The 17,720-nt window shown below is 53.9% G+C and carries 17 protein-coding genes; 11 read left to right on the forward strand and 6 right to left on the reverse strand.

What is annotated here, in order from left to right:
- From PsAD13_RS11390 to PsAD13_RS11400, 3 genes are all read left to right on the forward strand, one after another.
- The coding region (locus PsAD13_RS11390; protein ID WP_153040881.1) for an ATP-binding cassette domain-containing protein at positions 1 to 665 on the forward strand (665 nt) is incomplete at its 5' end.
- On the forward strand, positions 662 to 1,672 hold the full coding sequence (locus PsAD13_RS11395; protein ID WP_063318246.1) for an ABC transporter permease: 1,011 nt from the start codon (positions 662 to 664) through the stop codon (positions 1,670 to 1,672). The genes PsAD13_RS11390 and PsAD13_RS11395, both read left to right, overlap by 4 nt.
- A gap of 112 nt (positions 1,673 to 1,784) precedes the next feature.
- Complete coding sequence (locus PsAD13_RS11400) at positions 1,785 to 2,729, forward strand: ABC transporter substrate-binding protein (RefSeq protein WP_063318247.1); 945 nt, start codon at positions 1,785 to 1,787, stop codon at positions 2,727 to 2,729.
- 167 nt (positions 2,730 to 2,896) lie between these two features.
- Here PsAD13_RS11400 and PsAD13_RS11405 read toward each other — a convergent pair whose 3' ends face one another.
- From PsAD13_RS11405 to PsAD13_RS11415, 3 genes are all read right to left on the reverse strand, one after another.
- A complete protein-coding gene (locus PsAD13_RS11405; protein ID WP_063318248.1) occupies positions 2,897 to 4,300 on the reverse strand; it encodes an MATE family efflux transporter in 1,404 nt (467 codons plus the stop codon).
- A 112-nt stretch (positions 4,301 to 4,412) separates the two neighbouring features.
- Positions 4,413 to 5,048 (reverse strand): glutathione S-transferase N-terminal domain-containing protein, encoded by a 636-nt coding sequence (locus PsAD13_RS11410; RefSeq protein WP_063318249.1) that lies wholly within the window; start codon positions 5,046 to 5,048, stop codon positions 4,413 to 4,415.
- Between the two features lie 69 nt (positions 5,049 to 5,117).
- Complete coding sequence (locus PsAD13_RS11415) at positions 5,118 to 5,873, reverse strand: hydrolase (RefSeq protein ID WP_063318250.1); 756 nt, start codon at positions 5,871 to 5,873, stop codon at positions 5,118 to 5,120.
- A 138-nt stretch (positions 5,874 to 6,011) separates the two neighbouring features.
- On the opposite strand from PsAD13_RS11415, the gene PsAD13_RS11420 reads away from it, so the two are divergent.
- Positions 6,012 to 6,905 (forward strand): LysR family transcriptional regulator, encoded by an 894-nt coding sequence (locus PsAD13_RS11420; RefSeq protein WP_063318251.1) that lies wholly within the window; start codon positions 6,012 to 6,014, stop codon positions 6,903 to 6,905.
- A gap of 27 nt (positions 6,906 to 6,932) precedes the next feature.
- Here the strand turns inward: PsAD13_RS11420 and PsAD13_RS11425 are convergent, their stop codons facing one another.
- Positions 6,933 to 7,940 (reverse strand): helix-turn-helix domain-containing protein, encoded by a 1,008-nt coding sequence (locus tag PsAD13_RS11425; protein WP_208986550.1) that lies wholly within the window; start codon positions 7,938 to 7,940, stop codon positions 6,933 to 6,935.
- 193 nt (positions 7,941 to 8,133) lie between these two features.
- Here PsAD13_RS11425 and PsAD13_RS11430 point away from each other — a divergent pair, with 193 nt between their 5' ends.
- From PsAD13_RS11430 to PsAD13_RS11445, 4 genes are all read left to right on the forward strand, one after another.
- Positions 8,134 to 8,514, forward strand: coding sequence for a hypothetical protein (locus PsAD13_RS11430; protein ID WP_152986716.1), 381 nt, complete (start codon positions 8,134 to 8,136; stop codon positions 8,512 to 8,514).
- On the forward strand, positions 8,511 to 9,725 hold the full coding sequence (locus PsAD13_RS11435; RefSeq protein WP_063318252.1) for a hypothetical protein: 1,215 nt from the start codon (positions 8,511 to 8,513) through the stop codon (positions 9,723 to 9,725). Before PsAD13_RS11430 ends, PsAD13_RS11435 begins: the two co-directional genes overlap by 4 nt.
- A 246-nt stretch (positions 9,726 to 9,971) precedes the next feature.
- Positions 9,972 to 10,283, forward strand: coding sequence for a hypothetical protein (locus tag PsAD13_RS11440; RefSeq protein ID WP_063306847.1), 312 nt, complete (start codon positions 9,972 to 9,974; stop codon positions 10,281 to 10,283).
- 211 nt (positions 10,284 to 10,494) lie between these two features.
- Positions 10,495 to 11,769, forward strand: coding sequence for an amidase family protein (locus PsAD13_RS11445; protein WP_208986552.1), 1,275 nt, complete (start codon positions 10,495 to 10,497; stop codon positions 11,767 to 11,769).
- A 64-nt stretch (positions 11,770 to 11,833) separates the two neighbouring features.
- Here PsAD13_RS11445 and PsAD13_RS11450 read toward each other — a convergent pair whose 3' ends face one another.
- Together PsAD13_RS11450 and PsAD13_RS11455 are read right to left on the reverse strand one after the other, a co-directional pair.
- A complete protein-coding gene (locus tag PsAD13_RS11450) occupies positions 11,834 to 13,318 on the reverse strand; it encodes a metallophosphoesterase (protein ID WP_063318253.1) in 1,485 nt (494 codons plus the stop codon).
- Between the two features lie 174 nt (positions 13,319 to 13,492).
- On the reverse strand, positions 13,493 to 13,861 hold the full coding sequence (locus tag PsAD13_RS11455; RefSeq protein WP_063288009.1) for a VOC family protein: 369 nt from the start codon (positions 13,859 to 13,861) through the stop codon (positions 13,493 to 13,495).
- Between the two features lie 113 nt (positions 13,862 to 13,974).
- Here PsAD13_RS11455 and PsAD13_RS11460 point away from each other — a divergent pair, with 113 nt between their 5' ends.
- From PsAD13_RS11460 to PsAD13_RS11470, 3 genes are all read left to right on the forward strand, one after another.
- Positions 13,975 to 14,673 carry a WYL domain-containing protein gene (locus PsAD13_RS11460; RefSeq protein WP_063318254.1) on the forward strand — a complete coding sequence of 233 codons (699 nt, stop codon included), beginning with the start codon at positions 13,975 to 13,977 and terminating at the stop codon, positions 14,671 to 14,673.
- Positions 14,674 to 14,891: 218 nt separating this feature from the next.
- A complete protein-coding gene (locus PsAD13_RS11465; RefSeq protein ID WP_063318255.1) occupies positions 14,892 to 15,845 on the forward strand; it encodes a TAXI family TRAP transporter solute-binding subunit in 954 nt (317 codons plus the stop codon).
- Positions 15,846 to 15,916: 71 nt separating this feature from the next.
- Positions 15,917 to 17,674 carry a TRAP transporter fused permease subunit gene (locus PsAD13_RS11470; protein ID WP_063318256.1) on the forward strand — a complete coding sequence of 586 codons (1,758 nt, stop codon included), beginning with the start codon at positions 15,917 to 15,919 and terminating at the stop codon, positions 17,672 to 17,674.
- The last annotated feature ends 46 nt before the right edge of the window (positions 17,675 to 17,720 follow it).

The raw sequence follows: 17,720 nt of genomic DNA on the forward strand, positions 1-17,720 counted from the left end.
GGATGGGGGCAGGGCGCACAGAAGTGGCCCGTGCAATCTTTGGCGCTGATCCGCTGGATTCAGGTGAAGTCTGGGTTGATGGCCACAAATGCAAAATCAACAGCCCGTCGGACGCCGTGCAGGTTGGCATTGGTTATTTGTCAGAGGACCGCAAGCACTTCGGTCTGGCAACAGGCATGGATGTACGCGCCAATGTGGCTATGGCCAGTTTGGACCAGTTCTGCAATCGCCTTGGCGTGCTGAATGAAGCTGGCATGGCAGAGGTCGCGGCTAAGTACATCAAGCAGCTGGAAATCAGAACACCTTCTGACAAGCAGGAGCTTCAGTTCCTGTCTGGCGGCAACCAGCAAAAGGTGGTCATTGCCAAGTGGCTGTTACGCGACTGCGACATCCTCATTTTTGATGAGCCCACACGCGGCATTGATGTGGGGGCAAAATCCGAAATTTATAAGCTGTTGAACTCACTGGCAGAGCAGGGCTGCGCGATCATCGTCATCTCCTCCGAGCTGCCAGAGGTTATGCGCCTCAGCCATCGCATCGCGGTGATGTGCGAAGGCCGCCTGACAGGCATTTTGCCGGGTGGCAGTTCAACATCGCAAGAAGACATTATGCGCCTCGCAACACAACGCGACCCAGCTGCGCAAATTGTGAGTGAAGTACAATGACAGACACCACCTTAACCCCGCAAAAGAACCTTATCGGTCGTTTTGTGAGCTCCGGCGCGCACCAGAAGCTGCTCGCCTTTGCCAGCTTGATTGTGCTGCTCATCGGCTTTGGTCTGGCTTCGCCAAACTTCATGCAGATGTCCAACATGATCGCCATTTTGCAGGCGACATCGGTCAACGGCGTTCTGGCCATTGCAGCAACGCTTATCATCATCACCGGCGGTATTGATCTTTCCATCGGCACCATGATGACCTTCTGCGCCGTGATCGCCGGTGTGGTGCTCACATATTGGGGTCTGCCCCTGCCGCTTGGTGTTGTCGCTGCCATTGGCGCTGGTGCGCTCTGCGGTCTGTGTTCCGGCACATTCGTTGCCAAAATGAAGGTACCACCCTTCATCGCAACGCTTGGCATGATGCTGATTTTGAAGGGCCTGTCCCTCGTCATCTCCGGCACACGCCCAATCTACTTCAACGACACGCCGGGGTTTGATCTCATTTCCCGTGGCTCCGTGATCGGGGCTGTCTTTCCGGGCTTTCAAATCCCGAATGGTGTGTTGATCCTGTTCCTCGTTGCGATTGCAGCTGCCTATGTTCTGGGAAGAACTGTTTTGGGCCGCTACACCTTCGCACTTGGGTCCAACGAGGAATCCGTGCGCCTGTCCGGCGTCAACACGGATGCCTGGAAAATGGGAATTTACGCGCTTGCAGGTGGGATCTGCGGCATTGCGGGAATTCTCATCGCGTCCCGCCTCAATTCCGCTCAGCCAGCCCTTGGTCTTGGCTATGAGCTGGAAGCAATCGCTGCTGTGGTGATTGGCGGAACGTCTCTGGCCGGTGGTCGCGGCACCATCATGGGAACGCTGATCGGAGCACTGATCATGGCCGTGCTGACCAACGGTCTGCGTGTGCTTTCCGTTGCTCAGGAATGGCAGACCGTGGTGACCGGCGCGATCATCATTCTGGCCGTCTATGCGGATATGGCCCGCAAGAAAAAAGCTCATGCTTAAAAGCGGTTGGGGCGCTTTTGTCCCAGCATCTTTAGTGGAGCGAATTCTTATCGTTTGATTGAATCCAATCCAGCGGAACACGCTCTAAATTATTTCATTGGGAGGAAATATTATGTTTACACGTCGTACTTTGATTGGGGCCTTGGCCTCAGCAACATTGCTTGCAACCAGCTCGCTTTCATTTGCAGCGGATAAGGTTTACATCCCGCTGATCTCCAAGGGCTTCCAGCACCAGTTCTGGCAAGCTGTAAAGGCAGGTGCGGATAACGCAGCCGCTGAGCTGAACGTTGAAATCACTTTTGAGGGCCCGGACAGTGAAGCCATGGTTGATCGCCAGATCGACATGCTGGCCGCAGCACTGGCCAAGAACCCGGCAGCCATCGGCTTTGCCGCTCTGGACAGCCAGGCTGCTATTCCACTGCTGCGTCAGGCGCAGTCAGCTGGCATTCCGATCATCGCATTCGACAGCGGCGTGGAAAGCGAAATCCCTGTGGCGCTGGCCGCAACTGACAACGTGGCAGCGGCAAGCCTTGCAGCTGACAAAATGGCAGAGCTGATCGGCAAAAGCGGTAAAGTGGCCGTGGTTGCGCACGACCAGACCAGCCGCACCGGCATTGATCGCCGCGATGGCTTCCTCAACCAGATGAAAAACTATCCGGAGATTGAAGTTGTCACCGTTCAGTATGGCGGCGGCGACCAGCTCAAGTCCACCGAGCTGACCAAAGCGATCCTGACAGCTAACCCAGACATCAAAGGCGTCTTCGGCACCAACGAAGGCTCCGCAATCGGTGTTGCCAACGGCGTACGTGAAATGGGCAGCAAAGATGTTGTGATCATCGGATACGATTCTGGCCGTGCCCAGAAAGATGCTGTCCGCAGCGGCCTGATGGCAGGTGCGATCACCCAGAACCCGGTCGGCATCGGTTATGAAACCGTCAAAGCCGCCGTCATGGCCTCACAGGGCAAAGACGTCCCATCCAACATCGACACCGGCTTCTACTACTACGACGCCTCCAACATAGACGACCCAGAAATCGCAGCAGTCCTCTACGACTAGAGCGCGTTCCGTTTGATTGAATTCAATCAAACGACAAGAATTCGCTGAAAGTAAAGAAATTAGAGCGTGAGGCGTGAATGCAAATGAGCGCAACACGCTCTAAGCGTTACTCGGTTATCTGAGACAAAAACCAAAAGGCCTCTCATCGCGAGAGGCCTTTTTTGTTTTTAGCTCTTTGCAATTGAAATTAGCTTCCTCAAATCCTGCCTAAACTCCAACCACGGTTTTGCCTTTGCGGTGGGGCGGTTCCATTTTCGTTCGGACTGGCGCATCAGGTATGCGGCGTAGGTGGCGGCGAGGATGTTGCCGGCTGCAAGACCTGCGAGGATCCACCAGAGCCCGAACTTTGAACCTATGAAGAGCAACGGGAAGACCAGCACGAAGGTGCGCACCAGCATAATCTTCAGTGCAATGCGCGGCATCTGCAGGCCGTTGAAGATGGCGACGGTGACTGCAACAAGACCCTGAAATGCGTAGGAGACTGCAACGATCTTGAAGTAGATGCTCACGAAATTGATGACTGCTGGATCATCAGAGAAAATGGTTGCGATGGAAGGGCCAAGCAGAGCGAGGACGGCGAACAGGAGGATGCCGAGATAAAACGAGGCTTTGCCTGCAAAGATGACCGCCTGGTCGATACGTTCATGTTCCTTCGCCCCAAAGTTCTGCGCAATAAACGGTGTAACGGCCATGGAAACGGCGAAGATACCGATCAGGGCGAGGGATTCAATTCGCCCAACAATCCCAAAGGCGGCAACAGCCTGCGACCCATAATCAGCCAGTAGGAAGGTTGTGAAAATGCCGGTGGTTGGCACGAGCATCTGCATGGAGATTGTTGAAAGAGAGAACTTCAGAATTTCCGCAAGGCCAGCCAGAGCGCCGTCAAGTTTGCTCAAGCCAATTAGGTTTTGCCGGGTGAGGATGAACATCACACCCAGAAAGATGAAGCCAAAGGACAGCGCTGTAGCCCAGGCCGCCCCTGCCAGACCCAGCTCAGGAAATGGGCCAATGCCAAAGATGAGCAGATAGTCAAAGACCAGATTGATCACACCGGCAATGCCAAAAACCACTTCCGTTTGCTTGGTGATGCCAACAGCCCGCGCTGCGCCGCTGCCAACAATGCCAAGCATCAGCAGTGGGAGGCCCAGATAGAGCGTGCCCATGTAGGCATCAAGCAAAGGAAGGATGTCCTTTGAAGCACCAAGTGCGGAAAATGTCGGGCCAACAAACGCGCGCCCGGCCAAGCTGAGAGAGACGGCGACAAGGACCACTAGCGCCAGAGACACCATGGTCAGCATTTTGGCCTTCTGGCGTTCACCGGAACCCACCGCCCTGGCGATGACAGAGGAAACGCCAACTGAAAACCCCATGAACACTGCGGCAAACAGAAAGAAGGCACTGGAAGAGAACGCCAGAGCCGCCAGTTCATTGGACCCCAGCTTGCCGACAAAATAGCTGTCGACGATCTGGAACAGGAAGGTGGAAAGCATGCCAAGGCTGATGGGGGCTGCCATGCGCAAAAGCATTGTGTTGACGGGTACTTCCATCATGGGGTTGGACTGCGTGTTCATGGGTTCACTCACTGGCTTGGGATGGCATGCAAGGTCGGATCAGACGCCCCCGGGTGGAGAAACTGTCACCACCCGGGGGCGCTTCGGCCCATTTGTCGTTATTGGGGGGCCATCAAGCAGCAACAGGCACTTTTGGGGATGTCCCTTGTGCTGCGTGAACTTGTTGAACAGCGGGATCAGCGGCCAGTTTGCGCACCAGAGCGTCGATGTTCTTGTACTCAGATGTTGGCTTTTCAAACCCATAGGCCCAGCTTGCCATGGCGTAGAGGAAGGCATCTGCAACGGATTTTGTCTCGCCAACCATCCAGTCCCGGCCTTCAAGATGCTGGTCAATCTGCGTCAGAGCTTTGTCGACCAGCTGCTTTGCAGCGGCTTTCACGTCGTCATAGCCATTTGCATCTGTGGTGAAGCGCATTGGCATGAACACTGGCCAGAAATACGGGTGCAGCGTGCCGGAAAGGTAGGCAAGCCAACGGTGCAGATGCACTCTGTCTGCTGTGCCTGCGGCTGGTCCAATGTTCGCTTGCGGGTTCTGATCCACCAGATGCAGGAGGATTGCCATACCTTCTGGCAGAGCAAGGTCACCATCCACCAGTGTTGGCACAACACCAGACGGGTTTAGTTTGAGATACTCTTCAGACTTCATGGTCGGGAAATCGATGTGCTCGACTTCATAGGGCTTGCCGATCCATTCAAGAGCGATGTGCATGGCGGTGGCGCAAGTGCCAGGGGCTGAATAAAGTTTCATGGGATCTCTCGCTTTAACTATGGGTTTGATTGGGTTGGAAGGGGAGCTGCTGCTCCCCAATACTGCCGGTCACCAGGTCTGGTCAGGATCCACTTTGAACAGGTGCTCCATGAAGACGTGGGTGACAGCTTGCAGCTTGTCGGTGCGGGCATGGTCGCGCTGCAGTTCAGCAGGAACAACGTTCCAGGTGATTGGCTCGACGCCGGCTTCAATCATGCGTCGCATGCCGTTTTCGTGGCTGAGCTGGGTGATGGAACCGACGGCGTCTTCGGGCACATACACATCATAGCCAGCTGCTTCCGCTTCAATTGCCGGATAGGCGAGGCAGACATCCGTCCAGAGGCCGCCCATGATGAGCTTCTTGCGTCCGGTTGCTTTCACCGCTTCAACAAATTCTGGCTCTTCCCAGGCGTTGACGCTCGTGCGGTCAATAAAAACGGCATTCGGAGCAAGCTTCTGCAGTTCTTCAATCATCGGGTCATACCCGTTCAACCCCACGGCAACGTGGCTGAAGATGATCGGGATATCGTAGATGACGGCGGTTTTGATGAGGCCGGTTGTGTTGTTGATCAGCGTTTCATGATCAATGTTCTTTACCCCTGCCAGAATTGGCGGTTGGTAGTCGATGAGGATGAGTGCAGAGTTTGATGGGGACAGAAATGGATCTTCATCTGCTGCCCGAACCGGAGTGCCCTGATACCCTTCCGGGTAAGATGCGACACCGTTGACGGTCTTGATCTTTGGTGCGTCGGCAAGGGCCGGCAAACTGGTTGAAAAGAGTGCAATCCCTACGGCTGCGATCACTGGCTTCAATGCTGAGAACATCTGGTGTTCCTCGTGGTTGGAGTTGTTCTTGTGTGATGAACTTGCTGTAGGGGAAAATTAGGCGGGAATTTATTGTTGCACAATCTGCACTAAATGCGTTTTACTGTTTCCTATGTGAGTTAATGTGATGAGGCAGATATGGCTGATCTGAATGCAATCGCAGCCTTTGTAGCTGTCGCGGATGCGGGTACATTTTCCGGTGGGGCAGAGGTCATTGGCATCCCCAAAGGCAGCATCAGTCGCAAGATCAGCATTCTGGAAGAAGACCTTGGCGTGCGTCTGTTTCACCGGACAACGCGCAAAGTCACGCTCACGGATATCGGGCGATCCTTTTATGAGCGGTGCAAGCGCGGTGTGGATGAGCTTTCCGCAGCAACCCAGCTGGTGGATGAAAGCACGGCAACGCCCTCAGGCATCTTGCGCATCGCGGCCCCGGCTGCATTTGGGGAGGGAGCCTTTGGTGATGTGGTGGCGACGTATCTTGCCCGCTATCCCAAAACCAGAGTGGAGTTGTTGCTGAGCGATGAATATGTAGACCTGATTGAGGAGCGGATTGATCTGGCGCTGCGCTTCGGCGAGTTGCAGGATTCATCGTTGATAGCCCGCAAGCTTTCCTCCACCCACCGCATTCTCTGCGCCAGTCCAAAGCTTCTGGAGGTTTTAGGAGAGCCGAAAAAGCTGGAGGATCTGGCAGAGTTTCCTTCCATTGTTCACGGAGCCACATTGGGTCAGACCACATGGCGCATGGTGAACGGCAAAGGCACAGAGTTTTTCGCACGGCATAAACCAAGGCTGGCTGCCCAAAGCATCTCCATGGCATCCAGCGCTGCCGCTTTGGGAATTGGCGTTGCCTTGCTCCCGGAAAGAGCAGCCGAGGAGGCTCTGCAAACCGGAGCGCTGACACACATCCTGACAGGCTACACCACCCCAACACAAGGCCTTTACGCCATCTACCCCAGCAGCAAACAACTCTCCCTCAACGTCCGCACCTTCATGGACCTCCTAAGCACCTCCGACCTGCTGGCGAAGTAGGGGAGGTTTTGCAAAGGCTCATGTTCTCTACGTCTTCGCCTTGCGGAATACTGCGGGGGTGGCGCCGGTCCAGCGCTTGAAGGCGACGGAGAAGGCGGCTTGGTCGGCGAAGTCGAGCAGGAAGGCGACCTGTGCGATGCTGTCTGTTCCCACCAGCAAGCGTTTTGCCAGATCGCAACGGGCAGACTCCACCAGAGACTTAAAGTTTGTTCCTTCCTCGGAGAGTTTACGCGTCAGGGTCCGGCGGGTCATGCAGAGTTCTTTGGCAACCTCATCGCCGCTCGGCAGGCTGCCGGGTAAGCGGGAGCGCACCAGTTTGATGACTTTGGCAGACAAGCCGGTTCGGTTTTGCGGCAACTGGCTCAGTCGTTCCTCTCCATGTTTCAGCAAATGCTCTCGCAAAGCTGTGTCGGAAGTCGCGATCTGAAACTCGAACCCACCAGTGGGCAACCTCACGCCGTTGATTGATTGAACGCCTGTAACCTCGCAGTCTGCCAGCTCAGAAAGACGCGTGCAGTGCTCTGTGTCCTCACATTCCAACATGACGGACATTTTTCCAAAGCCATCACCTGCAATTTGCTCTGTGCGCTTGAGTAAGCCAAATACCAGAAACTCGCGATGTCTTGGGAATTGATGCGCGCTGAGAATGTCACTGCTCAGGCAAATGGTGGGCTCAGCTTCACTGCCATCCAGATCAAAGCGAAGATCCGGGTCTTCCAATGCGTAGTATTTTTGCGCGAAGCGAAACACCTGTCCGATGTTGTCACTTGCCTGAGCCAAATACGCCAGTAGTGTCTTCGCTCCCGGTGATGCGAGGCCAGCGCGAGCCGCGAAGGTTGGGTCCTCCAAAGCCTCGCAGGCTGTTTCCAGCGCGGCGGCTTCTCGTTGCAGATCTATTCTGGCTGTTGCGTTGCTCAGCTCTTCCACTGAAACACCGACAGCCTCCAGGATCTTGTCAAAGCCGAGAGCCGCGTTTGGCTCCCGCCCATATACTTGCGCTGCATGGCGCAATCGGTAGGCGCTTATGCGTGTCATGCTGACTTCCAATCTGTCTGAGAGGGGCGCCTCAACATTCTTTTGCGTCGATTAGCCTCTCAAATGTCCAGAAATCAAAAATCGATGGCCAGAACTCTAAAGAACGTCCTTTGCTCATACGTTAATTTACGAACATCAACAAACGGTGCTGCCTAGGACGGTAGCTTTCTAATCAAAGCAAAGGACATTCACCGTGAAGTCGATCATCCTTTCAAGCGTCATGGTAGTTGGCGCATTAACCACCGAAGCCTCAGCGGCAGGTGGTGAACCACGCTGGTGGGTTCCACCAGGAGAATCTGACAGTTACTCCATTGTCAGTATTGTTGTTTTCTTTCTGGCCTTTCTTTTGATTGTGCATCTTTATTCCCGCTTTGACCGCTATGCGGAACACAAGGCAAAGGGAACACCGCTTCGCACAACAGTGCCAGTGATGCTGACTGTAGCCCTTGCCTATGAAGTTATGCCGGCCCTGTCTCATTTCAGCATTTTGCTTCCGGCCTCCCTGATCCTCACAGCGATCGCTCGCGATTTTATGCTGTGGTGGACACCTAAAATGCAGGAGGCAAACAAATGATTGAGCTTCTTGTCACCTCTTTTCCTTTCGTGCTGCGGGTATGGTACCTGCGCTGGAAGGGCATGCCGATTACGCTTTACAACGTGCATTATGCCTTGGTTTTATGGGTGTTTATGGCTCTCGCCGTCTTCTTTGCGGTGTTCTATTACTACCCGAAGTCGTTCACCGGCATCGTGCCTTTCAAAACGGTTCCTGTTGTTGCCGAAAACGGCGGAACAGTCACGGAGGTCTTCGTCACTGGTGGCCACCGTGTCAAAGTTGGCGACCCGCTGTTCAGTACAGAAAGTGCAATGGAAAAGGCCAAAGTTGATCATGCAAACCGCAAGATTGACGAAATCAAAAGCGCTATCAAAACCGCACATCTGGAAGTGGAAACTGCAGATGCAGCGCTGGATGCAGCCAAAACAGGTCTGAATCAGGCTGAGATGACGTTGGCGGACCACGAAGAGCTTAAGATGAAAAACTCTGCAGCTTTCCAGCGAGCCCGATTGGAACGTGCGATTTCGCAGCGAGATACCAGTGTGGCAGATGTGAAAGCAGCGAAAGCAAAACTGGAAGCCGCAAAAGTGCAAGCGCACTCTACTCTTCCATCACAACTGGCAAGTGCCCAGTCCACACTTGAGCAGGCTGAAATAGAACTGAAAAAGACACGGGTTTACAGTCTGGTTGATGGTGTTGTTGAGCAAGTGACCCTGCATGTTGGAGCCCGAGCAGCACAGGCAGCAATGGCTCCGGCCATGGTGATCATCCCGGACAGAACCCAAAAGGAAGGTTCTCGTGTGGTTGCTGGTTTCTCTCAGGTTTCCCGCACTGAACTTTACGAAGGCATGGCAGCTGAGATCGCCTGTGAAAGTAACTTTAACATTGCGATGTTCCACACGGTTCTACCAGCACGGATCTCTCGCATTCAAAAGTCAATCTCCTCCGGCCAGATGGCACCATCCGGCAAGCTGATGGAACCAGGAGAACGCGCCAAACGTGGTCAGGTCGTTGCTCACCTCGATCTGGTCTACCCGGAACACCAGAAGTATCTGGTCCCAGGCAGTGGATGTGTTGTGCAGACCTATACAACAGACCTGAAAGGCGACATGTCAGGCGGTGTAACAGCCCACGTGATCTCAGCCCTCGGCGTCATCAAAGCAGTCGGCCTTCGAGTAAAAGCATGGCTTGGCCTTGCAATCGGAATTGGCCTTGCAGGATCCGCTCACTAAGAGCGATCAGATTAGAAAACCCAAAGAAAACAGGTTTCTCCCGAAGACGGAAAGTAAACCGATCAAGAACTCAAGGATCCGGACTGGTTCCGCTCGGGAGTACCACCGAAGAGAGCAGCCTAACTGGCAATCTGAGCACCTCGTTCTCTTCAAAGCAACCCAGTGGTCAGAGCAGTAAGGACCAGCGGCGAGAACCCTGAAAGCCGAAGCAAAACCTTACGACCACCAATAAAAAGAAGAAGAAAAATGTCTATCAAAGCCCTGACAATCGCAGCAGTTGCCCTCTCCGTTGGTTACACAGTGGATTATAACCCAAGACCTTCGCAGCCTGGCACCAAGTCCATCTCACCAATCTCCTTCAAAATCGGTGAGGCAAATGCCCAGACGGCAGAGCGCAATGCAGCTCGCCGGACCGCCCGTCGCACATCCCGCCGTGTCAACCGTCGCCAAGACATCGCAGGCTGCACACCTTACAACGCTTACTACAACTGCGGTGGCGTCTATTATCAAGCCATCGTCGAAAACGGTGCAACAGTTTATGTGGTTGTAAATCCATAAGGGAGACTACCGTCCCTCCCAGATGTCCCACCGTCCTGGCATCATGGGTGACCAGCCACAAAAGGCCTCTCATCGCGAGAGGCCTTTTTTCTGTTTGAGGAGCTGGGACCAGTGTTTGTCATATGTGATCGGTTCTCCCACATTCCAGCTTTGACACCTTGGAATTGCTGGTTTTAATATGGCGGAGTGATTGGATTTATGGAGCTCTGGGATGGTGGAACTGGGTGATCTTGCGGGGCTTTGGGAGAGGCTTGGGGGGGAGGAACTCCGGGGCATCTTTATTGGGCTCAATCGGGAGCAGGTTGAGGAGTTGGTTGCAGCGGCGGATGCGCGGCGCGTGGCAGGGCAGAAGCTGAGTGCTATTGATGGGCAGATTGTTGCGATCAAAGGGAATATTGCGCTGAAAGGGCGGGCAACGACGGCGGGCTCTGCTGTTTATGCCACCGAGATTGAAGCTGAGAATGCAGCGGTGGTGCAGCAGGTGATTGAGGCAGGGGGCATTCCCATCGGGCCTGCCAACATGACCGAGTTTGCGTTTTCTGGTATCGGGCTCAACCCCCATTATGGTAATGCATCCAACGGGTTGGATGCCGCGCTTATTCCGGGCGGCTCGTCCTCTGGCAGTGCAGCAGCGATCTCCAACGGCATTTGTGATCTGGCGATTGGCAGCGATACCTCCGGTTCTACACGGGTTCCTGCAGCATTTCAGGGCATTTGCGGGTATCGGGCGACCATGGGGCGATATCCCATGGAAGGTGTTGTGCCGCTTGGGGCGAGCCTTGATGTGCTGGGGCCGATGGCACGAACGGTTGACGGTATCTGCGCGCTTGATGCGGTGATGAGTGGCAAAACCTTGCCTGAAAACAAGGATGTAGAGGAACGAGCATTCCGTCTTGTTGTTCCGGATCTGGAAGGCCTTGGCATTTCCGCTGAGATTATGGAGATGTTTGAGCATTGCGTTGATACGCTTGTTGCAGCTGGTATCCATATCGTCCGACGTGATCTGCGACCAATTTTGAAGGCGCATCTGCTGTTTGCCGAGCATGGAACACTGGTCAGCGTGGAAGCGCGGGAGCAGATCTCTCAGTTCGTCGATTTAGGTGACCCAAAGATCGATCCTCAGATCAAAGCCCGTCTGGAACATGCCCTGCCCATGACGCCGAAGAAACTTGCTTACCTGCGTCGGCAACGAGCCGTGCTTCAGTCAGAGGTGGAAGCGCAGCTGAAAGATGATTTGCTGCTGATGCCGACTGTTCCTGACCTGCCACCTCTCATTTCTGAGGTTGAGGAAAGCATTGAGGCGTTCCAGCAGGCGAACGCTCAGGCTTTGCGGCTGACCATGATCACCGCCTTCCTGAACATGTCATCGCTCACTCTGCCGGTTGATCCGAGCAAGCCATCTCACAGCATTTCCATCTGTGGTGCTGCGGTCCATGATGAGCAGGTGCTGGCGGCAGGGCGCGCAGTGGAGCACGTGTTGAGATAGCATTCAACCAATGAGCCTCCATGCTCAGGCAGGCTGCTTTCTCGCCTGAGCATGGAGACTAAAGCTATACTGTTGTTTTCTGGTGTGATGACTTCCAGACCTCGACGGGTTCTTCCGAGCCATCAGAGACTTCGTAGAAGCGCTCTTTAATCTGCCCATCAAGAGACAGTGTAATGACAGCAAATCCGTTGCGAACCCGAGGTTCCTTATTTTTCAATGGCGTATGCGAGTAATAATCTATGTTTGGTTTGCCATCCAGACCGGAGGGAGCTCCATTCGGGATCGCGGCATTTCCAGAGCATCTTACTTTCGCAAACCGTCCATCAGGACCTTTCGCAGCAGGCAGCTGGTCGCCGTAGACAACACCCAGATGAACATGGCCCCAGTACCAATAGTCTGGCGTGCCGCCCAGATCTGCAAGAGTTTCATCCCACAGTGGTTCTCTTGAAAGGCCATCGAAGCTGATCGGATTATGATGGGTCAGGAGAATGACATCCTTGCCTTTTCTATCTCCAACGACTTGCTGTAACCAGTCTTTTTGGACACTCGATTTACTGCCGCCCAAGGTGCCGTCCATGAAGAGTGTTGAGGCGGACGAGTAGTAGGCACTGTCGAGGCCCAGCATCATCCAGTCGCCAAATTTCAGCGCGAAGAAACTGGCTTTCTGCTGCTCGTTGAAAGGCGTGTTTGCAGGTGTCAAAGCGATCTTAAAGTAACCGTTCGCTCCATCATACATTTCGTGGTTGGAGTTTAGTGTGAAGGACGTCCCGGCCATTTTGCCACCAGCAAAGCGGTCTGCGGGCCACATCTGGAGGAGGTTATCGTTCTCTTCACTGGATTCCGTGCCAGCGTAATAAACATCCCCGAGATGGATAATGTAGTCAGGATTATCAATCGTAGCGCTCTTGCTGATCGCATCCATCACGGCCTTGGCGGGGCCGCCATCGCTGGTGTAATCTCCAGTCCCCCAATCTCCAAGGATCGCGATGCTCACCTCGTTTTGAGAGGTCCCCGCCGCCAGATCGATGATGCCTGCTGGCGCGGTGTTGAAGGGCGCCTTTTTATTCGGGAAGAGGCTGCAGTAAATCACATAGACGAGGCAGACGGCCCACCCAACATCGGCCATCTCATATTTGCCGAAGCCCAAAATTGAGCCGTCTGCCATGACAATACCGCCAAGGTCGATTTGCTGTTTGATGGTGCTGTAATCATCCAGCAGAGGTGCCTTTAGCTGTCCGCCTGTTTCCCACTCCAGAAACTCTTTTACGACTGCAAACACATCCTCGTAATCTTCGGGTGGATTGAAGGTCCAGAAGAGGGACAGGCCGAACTCAATGTTTCCGCCTTCCAGATCGATTTGTGGAGGCGAAGACTTCAAAACACCCTGCTTGTTGAGCTCGCCAAACAGCATTCGCTCGCTGGCTTGCAAGGCTTGGTTCAGGCTAGGCCCTGCGACGGCTTTCGGCTTTGTATCAGTCGTTTTCAGATGCTGCAGTTGCTCTCTGATTTGACTGATCTTGTTTTGCAGATCGGTGTTTGGCGTGTTCATATTGTCCCCCAACTGAAGCTGAAACGTGCAGCGATCTCGCGTCGAAACCGCTGCACATGAGCATCATTCCCGCAGGCATTAGGCGACCTATGTATAAAGGTTGCAATACCTGCATTCTCACAGCTCATGACCGCTTCTGGGGGGTGAAGACAGTCTGAGATGTGGGCTGGGTGCTCAGCTCATTGCCTCTGTGAAGAAGATGAGTTTGTTGTGGTCGAGATCTCTCACATAAGCTGAAATGTAAGGACCTCGCTGGTTTGGATCGCCTTCGTTGGTGCCGCCCAGGTCGATGGCCAGTTTGTGGAGCCTTTTGACCTCTTCGACAGTGTCGACGCCAAAGCCAACCATTGCACCATTTCCATGCGTTGCAGGCTTCCCATCAATGGGCAAGGCAGTCGCAAATGCAAAATTCTCATTTTGCCAATAGGTCAGCCTTTCATTGGCCGCAACTTGCTTCGGTCCGCCTTGCTCGAAGAGTGAGTCATAGAACTTGGCGGAGGCTTCTCTGTTGTTTGTTCCGACAGTGAAATAGCCAATTTTCATCGTGTGATCTCCATGTGTTGAACTCGGGTCACCTCGGTTGTATTGACAAATAGGACATTTAATGTCCTATTTTTTCGATGGCGCGCACAAATTCAAATGGCAGATTAAGACGGATGGAATTGCTGGCTGTTCAGCTGAAGCAGGAAGAGCTTTGCACAGTCAAAGATCTGGCCCTTCAGCATGATGTCAGCGAACGCACGATCACTCGGGACCTTCAGCTGATGCGCGAGCAGGGCCTGCCGATTGATGCCGATCGCGGTCGTGGGGGCGGCGTTCGTCTGGACCGCAACTGGGGTGTTGGCCGGATGAACCTGGCGTACCCGGAAGCGGTCGATCTGCTGATCAGCATCGCGGTCTCAGAGCAAATGGACTCGCCCATGTTTCTGGCGAGCCTCGGTTCCGTTCGCCGACAACTGGTGGCTTCGTTCTCACCTGAAAAACGTCATAAGGTAAACCGCCTGAAGTCTCGTATCCTGATTGGATCCACCGCCTCAACTTATGTGCAACGGACGATCAATGCGCCCCCCAAAGATGTTGTGCAGGCGCTGCACCAGGCCTTCATTGATCAAGTGACGCTCACAATCGGATATAAGCGAGAGGACGGTGCAAGTTCCGAACGGCGGATCGAGCCTCACTACCTTATGTTGAATTATCCTGTTTGGTACGTGATCGCATTTGATCATCTGCGCAATGCGCCGCGCACATTTCGGTGTGATCGAATTCTGACGGCGGAGATGACGGCGGATCATTTCCGGCTGTTACCGAAGGAAGAGTTTCAGGAGACTTTAGACAAAAACGGCCTTCTGATATGATTGCGGTACAAACACTCATTTCAACGCAGGCAAAACGCGAGTAACGCAGATTTCACGTAAAAAACGCAAAATCGCGCAAGCTGTTCGTTCTGTCATGCATTCATGAGAAAATTTCCGCCTCAGATCAGCGGTAAGCTGATCCCCCTACTTGAAACACCTCACATACTCGATAAAATCTCTCAGCAATTTTAAGTATTTGTTGTTCCAGAGGATGATCCATGAAACTATTACACTCATGCGTGGCTGCTGCAGCACTCGTCGCGTTTTCGTTTAGCGCTCAGGCGGAAACCCGCGTCACTTATAAATCAGCGAAAACCTCATCCTCCTATTACCAGATGGCAGTACAGATTGCGGAAGCAATGAAGGAAGCCTCAGGTGGAGATATCATTGTAACCGTTGAAGAAAGTCAGGGTTCTGTTCAGAACGTGATGGAAACTGCGGTGCGCCCGGGCAACTACGTTTTCACCACACCGCCGGTACTGGTGAAGCTCGCCAAAGGTGGCAAGGCGATGTTCGAAAAACGGGCAAATCCCAAGTTCGGTGAAATCCGTGCACTGTTCCCGATCCCGTCTTTGACCATGCACTTTGTTGTTGGTGAAGACAGCGGTATTGAGAGCTTTGCGGACATGAAGGGTAAGAAAATCCTCATCGGCAAAGGTTCCTTTGGTGCGCGTGAAGGTGCTAAGTACCTGAAACTATTTGGCCTTGAAGGTGAAGTAGAGCTGGCGGATGTAGAGCTTTCCAACGCTGTGCCTGCGCTGAAGAACGGCCAGATTGATGGCTTTGTGACCGCAGGTTCCTACCCGGCGCCAAACGTGATTGAGGCTGCTGCTGGGACAGGTGTTGATGTTCTGTCTCTTTCTGATGACCAGATCGCTCAGACCAAGCGCACCAAACTGGTGATCCCGGCTGGAACCTATGCTGGTCAAGACGCTGACATCACAACAACTTCTCTGCCTGTTGTGGCTTACACAACAACACAGATGGATGATGCGACCGCATATGCGCTGACCAAAAGCTTCTGGGACCAGAAGGAAAAAATGGGCAAGGGCGCAGCATGGTGGAACGGCGTAGACAAGGATCTGCTCGGCAACATCAGCGGCAAAATCCATCCGGGTGCGCTGAAGTTTTATGATGAAGTTGGGTACACAATCACCGACGCGCAGCGCTAAGCGCATTCATCTTATCAAAAATTCAGGCCCGGAGTATATTCTTCGGGCCTTACTCATTCTGGGTTATTTCGTTGAATAGAATTCACCGTTCCGTCTGGCTGGTGCTCGGTCTGGCCACCGTGCTGTTTCATCTGGGTCTGATCTTTTCCGGTCTGGTTCCCAATCTGGTCAGTCGTCCGTTGCACATGGCACTGGCATTGCCTTGGGCGCTCATCCTGATGGCACGTAATCCCCTTGAGAAGGTGACGGGTTATGTGCTCACAGCCTTCGGTGTTTTCGCGGCTGGTTGGATTGCATGGAACCACTCGGACCTGTCGGATCAATACGGCTATCTTATTGATGATTTTCAGTTTTATCTGGCATTTGGCCTGCTGATCACAGTGCTGGAAATGGCGCGTCGGGCCATTGGCTGGCCGCTGCCATTGGTGGCGTTGATTGCGCTGGCCTATGGCATGTTTGGGCAATATATCCCCGGTGAGTTCGGCTATGCAGGCGTTCCGCTGGAAAGTTTCCTCGGCACCATGACCATTGCTGAAGGGGGATTATGGGGCAAGCTCACGGGAGTATCTGTTGGTGTTGTCGCGATCTTCGTCATTTTCGGTGCATTTTTGAATGCCGGTGAAGCAGGCGCTGGTTTCATGAATGTGGCTGCCGCCGCCGCAGGTAAGCTGAAAGGCGGAACGGCGAAAGTCTCTGTGATTTCATCGGCTTTGTTCGGTTCCATCTCTGGTTCTGCTTCCGCCAACGTAGCCTCTACCGGGGCGATTACGCTGCCTGCCATGACCAAACTGGGCTACCCGCGTGCACTTGCCGCTGCCGTGGAAGCTGTTGCCTCCTCAGGGGGACAAATCATGCCGCCGCTGATGGGAGCGGGCGCTTTTGTCATGGTGGAACTGACCGGCGTTCCCTACACCGGCATCATGGCTGCTGCGATTTTGCCTGCATTTCTGTACTTCTTCGCGGTCTGGATGGGCATCAACGCTTTCGCGCGGCGCTATGAGCTGAAAGGATTGGCAACGGAGGATCAACCGGACACACGTTCAGTTATCATCACATCGCTGTTCTTCCTCGTGCCGTTTACGGTGCTGCTCTGGGCGATGTTTGTGCTGGGTTATACCCCTCAATACGCGGCATGTCTGGCGATTATGGCAGCGGTTGTGCTGTTGCAGATCGACAAGAACTTCAAGGTAGACCTGCGGAAAATTGGCGGGCGCTACGAGCAGGCGCTGATGAACTCCGGCAAACAGGTGGCAATGATTGCGTCGATTATCCTCTGTGCCTCCATCATCATCGGCACGCTTGGGGTGACAGGCCTTGGGGTGAAGATCACCTCACTTATCCTCTCCGGCTCCGGCGGCATGTTGTGGCCAGCTTTGCTGCTGACAGCTCTGGCTTGCATGGTTCTGGGCATGGAAGTGCCAACAACTGCAGCCTATGTGATCTGCGTTTCTGTTGCTGGTCCTGCGCTCATTGATATCGGCCTGGAACCGCTTCAGGCACACCTGTTCGTGTTCTGGTTCGCGCTGCTCTCCACCATTACTCCCCCTGTGTGCGGAGCGGTGTTTATCGCTGCGGGCATGGTCAATGAGAACTGGTTGAAGGTCGCGTTGTTCGCAATGGCACTGGGGATTGGGCTATACCTTATCCCGTTGGGAATGATAGCAAATCCGACACTGATCACGCTTGTGAGTTCGCCAGTCTGGTCATTGCTGGCAACGGTGAAGGTGGGGCTTGCGCTCTCTGCAATTTCCTATGGCGTCATAGCACCGTTCTCACTACTTATCCGCGGTGGCCTGATTGCAGGTGGTGGTGTGCTGCTCTTCATCTGAGTGCATAAAAAACAGGCGCTGCTCTGGGTGAACAGCGCCTGCAAGT

It is taken from the genome of Pseudovibrio sp. Ad13 (assembly GCF_001623225.1).
GTDB lineage: Bacteria > Pseudomonadota > Alphaproteobacteria > Rhizobiales > Stappiaceae > Pseudovibrio.